The organism is Mycobacterium deserti (assembly GCF_025345615.1).
Taxonomy (GTDB): domain Bacteria; phylum Actinomycetota; class Actinomycetes; order Mycobacteriales; family Mycobacteriaceae; genus Mycobacterium; species Mycobacterium deserti.
Map to the genome: position 1 here is coordinate 1 of NZ_JAODWD010000009.1, position 5,422 is coordinate 5,422.

Consider the following 5,422-nt stretch of genomic DNA (forward strand, 5'->3'; position numbering starts at 1 on the left):
GGGTGTGTTGTTTGAGAACTCAATAGTGTGTTTGGTGGTTTTTGTTTGTTGTTGTTTTTTGCCGCATCTCTTTTTCCCGTTTAGGGGTGTGGTTGTTTTTGCCAGTTTTGACTGGTTTGGTATCAGATTGTTCTGAACTGCCTTTTTGGTTTTTGTTTGGAGAGTTTGATCCTGGCTCAGGACGAACGCTGGCGGCGTGCTTAACACATGCAAGTCGAACGGAAAGGCCCTTCGGGGTACTCGAGTGGCGAACGGGTGAGTAACACGTGGGTGATCTGCCCTGCACTTTGGGATAAGCCTGGGAAACTGGGTCTAATACCGAATACACCTCATGGGCTGCATGGTTTGTGGGGGAAAGCTTTTGCGGTGTGGGATGGGCCCGCGGCCTATCAGCTTGTTGGTGGGGTGATGGCCTACCAAGGCGACGACGGGTAGCCGGCCTGAGAGGGTGTCCGGCCACACTGGGACTGAGATACGGCCCAGACTCCTACGGGAGGCAGCAGTGGGGAATATTGCACAATGGGCGCAAGCCTGATGCAGCGACGCCGCGTGGGGGATGACGGCCTTCGGGTTGTAAACCTCTTTCAGTACCGACGAAGCGCAAGTGACGGTAGGTACAGAAGAAGCACCGGCCAACTACGTGCCAGCAGCCGCGGTAATACGTAGGGTGCGAGCGTTGTCCGGAATTACTGGGCGTAAAGAGCTCGTAGGTGGTTTGTCGCGTTGTTCGTGAAAACCTAAGGCTTAACCTTGGGCGTGCGGGCGATACGGGCAGACTGGAGTACTGCAGGGGAGACTGGAATTCCTGGTGTAGCGGTGGAATGCGCAGATATCAGGAGGAACACCGGTGGCGAAGGCGGGTCTCTGGGCAGTAACTGACGCTGAGGAGCGAAAGCGTGGGGAGCGAACAGGATTAGATACCCTGGTAGTCCACGCCGTAAACGGTGGGTACTAGGTGTGGGTTTCCTTCCTTGGGATCCGTGCCGTAGCTAACGCATTAAGTACCCCGCCTGGGGAGTACGGCCGCAAGGCTAAAACTCAAAGGAATTGACGGGGGCCCGCACAAGCGGCGGAGCATGTGGATTAATTCGATGCAACGCGAAGAACCTTACCTGGGTTTGACATGCACAGGACGCCGGCAGAGATGTCGGTTCCCTTGTGGCCTGTGTGCAGGTGGTGCATGGCTGTCGTCAGCTCGTGTCGTGAGATGTTGGGTTAAGTCCCGCAACGAGCGCAACCCTTGTCTCATGTTGCCAGCACGTTATGGTGGGGACTCGTGAGAGACTGCCGGGGTCAACTCGGAGGAAGGTGGGGATGACGTCAAGTCATCATGCCCCTTATGTCCAGGGCTTCACACATGCTACAATGGCCGGTACAAAGGGCTGCGATGCCGTGAGGTGGAGCGAATCCTTTCAAAGCCGGTCTCAGTTCGGATCGGGGTCTGCAACTCGACCCCGTGAAGTCGGAGTCGCTAGTAATCGCAGATCAGCAACGCTGCGGTGAATACGTTCCCGGGCCTTGTACACACCGCCCGTCACGTCATGAAAGTCGGTAACACCCGAAGCCGGTGGCCTAACCCCTTGTGGGAGGGAGCCGTCGAAGGTGGGATCGGCGATTGGGACGAAGTCGTAACAAGGTAGCCGTACCGGAAGGTGCGGCTGGATCACCTCCTTTCTAAGGAGCACCACGAGACCTGGTCCCGCCCACATTGTGTGGGGGTTCGGTGAGCCAGGCGATTCGTGAAGATGGGCTGCATCTGTAGTGGGTGTGGTTCGGGTGCACGACAAACGTTGAGCCGGTGCGGGATTCGAGAGATCGATGCCGGTGATGGATTGCCAGACACACTATTGGGCTTTGAGGCAACAGGCCCGCTATCTCTTCGTCCCGTTGTGGGAAACCGGGGATAGGTCTGGTTGTCGCTCCATCTTTGGTGGTGGGGTGTGGTGTTTGATTTGTGGATAGTGGTTGCGAGCATCTCGCGATGGGCTGCTGGCTTTGGTCTGCCTTTGTGGTGGGCGGGGTTGGTGGTGTGTTGCGTGGTGATGCAATTTCTTTTGATTCTTCCGAGAATTTTTTGATCTGTTTTGTGTGTAAGTGTTTAAGGGCGCATGGTGGATGCCTTGGCACTGGGAGCCGATGAAGGACGTGGGAGGCTGCGTTATGCCTCGGGGAGCTGTCAACCGAGCGTGGATCCGAGGATGTCCGAATGGGGAAACCCGGCACGAGTGATGTCGTGTCACCTGCATCTGAATACATAGGGTGCAGGGGGGAACGCGGGGAAGTGAAACATCTCAGTACCCGTAGGAAGAGAAAACAAGTGTGATTCCGTGAGTAGTGGCGAGCGAAAGCGGAGGATGGCTAAACCGTGCACATGTGATACCCGGCGGGGGTTGTGTGTGCGGTGTTGTGGGGCGTTTCTTCTCCTGCCCGCCGGCAGGGGCGAAAGTGATAAACCGTTGGGTTAGTCGAAGTGGCCTGGGATGGTCTGTCCGTAGAGGGTGAGAGCCCCGTAGACGAAAACTCAACGGCTTTCGTGGAATGTTTTCCCCGAGTAGCAGCGGGCCCGTGGAATCTGCTGTGAATCTGCCGGGACCACCCGGTAAGCCTGAATACTTCCCAGTGACCGATAGCGGATTAGTACCGTGAGGGAATGGTGAAAAGTACCCCGGGAGGGGAGTGAAATAGTACCTGAAACCGTGTGCCTACAAGCCGTCAGAGCCCTCGCTTTGTCGTGGGGTGATGGCGTGCCTTTTGAAGAATGAGCCTGCGAGTCAGGGACATGTCGCGAGGTTAACCCGTGTGGGGTAGCCGCAGCGAAAGCGAGTCTGAATAGGGCGTATCCAATCCGTAGGGGTTGGTGTAGTGGTGTGTTCTGGACCCGAAGCGGAGTGATCTACCCATGGCCAGGGTGAAGCAGCAGTAAGATGTTGTGGAGGCCCGAACCCACTTAGGTTGAAGACTGAGGGGATGAGTTGTGGGTAGGGGTGAAAGGCCAATCAAACTCCGTGATAGCTGGTTCTCCCCGAAATGCATTTAGGTGCAGCGTTGCGTGTTTCTTGTTGGAGGTAGAGCTACTGGATGGCCGATGGGCCCTACTAGGTTACTGACGTCAGCCAAACTCCGAATGCCGACAAGTGAGAGCGTGGCAGTGAGACGGCGGGGGATAAGCTCCGTGCGTCGAGAGGGAAACAGCCCAGATCGCCGGCTAAGGCCCCTAAGCGTGTGCTAAGTGGAAAAGGATGTGCAGTCGCGAAGACAACCAGGAGGTTGGCTTAGAAGCAGCCACCCTTGAAAGAGTGCGTAATAGCTCACTGGTCAAGTGATTGTGCGCCGATAATGTAGCGGGGCTCAAGCACACCGCCGAAGCCGCGGCAATCAGATGTATGTCTGGTTGGGTAGGGGAGCGTCCTGCATCCGGTGAAGCAGCCGTGTGAACGTGTTGTGGAGGGTGTGGGAGTGAGAATGCAGGCATGAGTAGCGATAAGGCAAGTGAGAACCTTGCCCGCCGAAAGACCAAGGGTTCCTGGGCCAGGCCAGTCCGCCCAGGGTGAGTCGGGACCTAAGGCGAGGCCGACAGGCGTAGTCGATGGACAACGGGTTGATATTCCCGTACCCGTGTATGAGCGTCCCTGATGAATCAGCGGTACTAACCGCCCAAAACCACGATCACCGATCCCTTCGGGGTGAGGGATTGTGGGGCTGCGCGGAACCTTCGTTGGTAGTAGTCAAGCGATGGGGTGACACAGGAAGGTAGCCGTACCAGTCAGTGGTAATACTGGGGCAAACCTGTAGGGAGACATCTAGGCAAATCCGGATGTCATGTTCCTGAGAGGTGATGCATAGCCGAGTGAGGCGAATTCGGTGATCCTATGCTGTCGAGAAAAGCCTCTAGCGAGCGCATACACGGCCCGTACCCCAAACCAACACAGGTGGTCAGGTAGAGAATACCAAGGCGTACGAGTGAACTATGGTTAAGGAACTCGGCAAAATGCCCCCGTAACTTCGGGAGAAGGGGGACCTCCATACCGTCAACACCCTTGCGGTGGGCAGCGGGAGGGGGTGGCACAAACCAGTGAGAAGCGACTGTTTACTAAAAACACAGGTCCGTGCGAAGTCGCAAGACGATGTATACGGACTGACGCCTGCCCGGTGCTGGAAGGTTAAGAGGACCCGTTAACCCGCAAGGGTGAAGCGGAGAATTTAAGCCCCAGTAAACGGCGGTGGTAACTATAACCATCCTAAGGTAGCGAAATTCCTTGTCGGGTAAGTTCCGACCTGCACGAATGGCGTAACGACTTCTCAGCTGTCTCAACCATAGACTCGGCGAAATTGCATTACGAGTAAAGATGCTCGTTACGCGCGGCAGGACGAAAAGACCCCGGGACCTTCACTACAACTTGGTATTGGTGCTCGATACGGTTTGTGTAGGATAGGTGGGAGACTGTGAAGCGGTCACGCCAGTGATTGTGGAGTCGTTGTTGAAATACCACTCTGATCGTATTGGGCCTCTAACCTCGAACCGTATATCCGGTTCAGGGACAGTGCCTGGCGGGTAGTTTAACTGGGGCGGTTGCCTCCTAAAAAGTAACGGAGGCGCCCAAAGGTTCCCTCAACCTGGACGGCAATCAGGTGTTGAGTGTAAGTGCACAAGGGAGCTTGACTGTAAGACGAACCTGTCAAACAGGGACGAAAGTCGGGACTAGTGATCCGGCACCCCCGAGTGGAAGGGGTGTCGCTCAACGGATAAAAGGTACCCCGGGGATAACAGGCTGATCTTCCCCAAGAGTCCATATCGACGGGATGGTTTGGCACCTCGATGTCGGCTCGTCGCATCCTGGGGCTGGAGCAGGTCCCAAGGGTTGGGCTGTTCGCCCATTAAAGCGGCACGCGAGCTGGGTTTAGAACGTCGTGAGACAGTTCGGTCTCTATCCGCCGCGCGCGTCAGAAGCTTGAGGAAATCTGTCCCTAGTACGAGAGGACCGGGACGGACGAACCTCTGGTCCACCAGTTGTCCCACCAGGGGCACCGCTGGATAGCCACGTTCGGACAGGATAACCGCTGAAAGCATCTAAGCGGGAAACCCCCTCCAAGACCAGGCTTCTCACCCATTAAGTGGGATAAGGCCCCCCGCAGACCACGGGATCAATAGACCAGACCTAGAAACCTAGCAATAGGCGCAGGGAACTGGCACTAACCGGCCGAAAACTTACACACACCTCGCAACCACACCACAAACCACAAACACCGATACACCCCACCACCAATAACAACCCACAATTCCACAAGAATTGAATAAAGTTACGGCGGTCAATAGCGGCAGGGAAACGCCCGGACCCATCCCGAACCCGGAAGCTAAGCCTGCCAGCGCCAATGATACTGCCCAACCCGGGTGGAAAAGTAGGACACCGCCGAACACACATTA

At 56.2% G+C, this 5,422-nt stretch carries 3 rRNA genes; all 3 read left to right on the top strand.

The annotated features are described in order from the left end of the window. Positions 1 to 153 precede the first annotated feature (153 nt). Positions 154 to 1,674: ribosomal RNA gene (locus N4S67_RS27920) — 16S ribosomal RNA — on the top strand. A 414-nt stretch (positions 1,675 to 2,088) separates the two neighbouring features. After that, positions 2,089 to 5,214 (top strand): 23S ribosomal RNA (locus N4S67_RS27925). A gap of 85 nt (positions 5,215 to 5,299) precedes the next feature. After that, positions 5,300 to 5,414 (top strand): 5S ribosomal RNA (rrf, locus tag N4S67_RS27930). The 16S, 23S and 5S rRNA genes sit together here, the layout of an rRNA operon. Positions 5,415 to 5,422 lie beyond the last annotated feature (8 nt).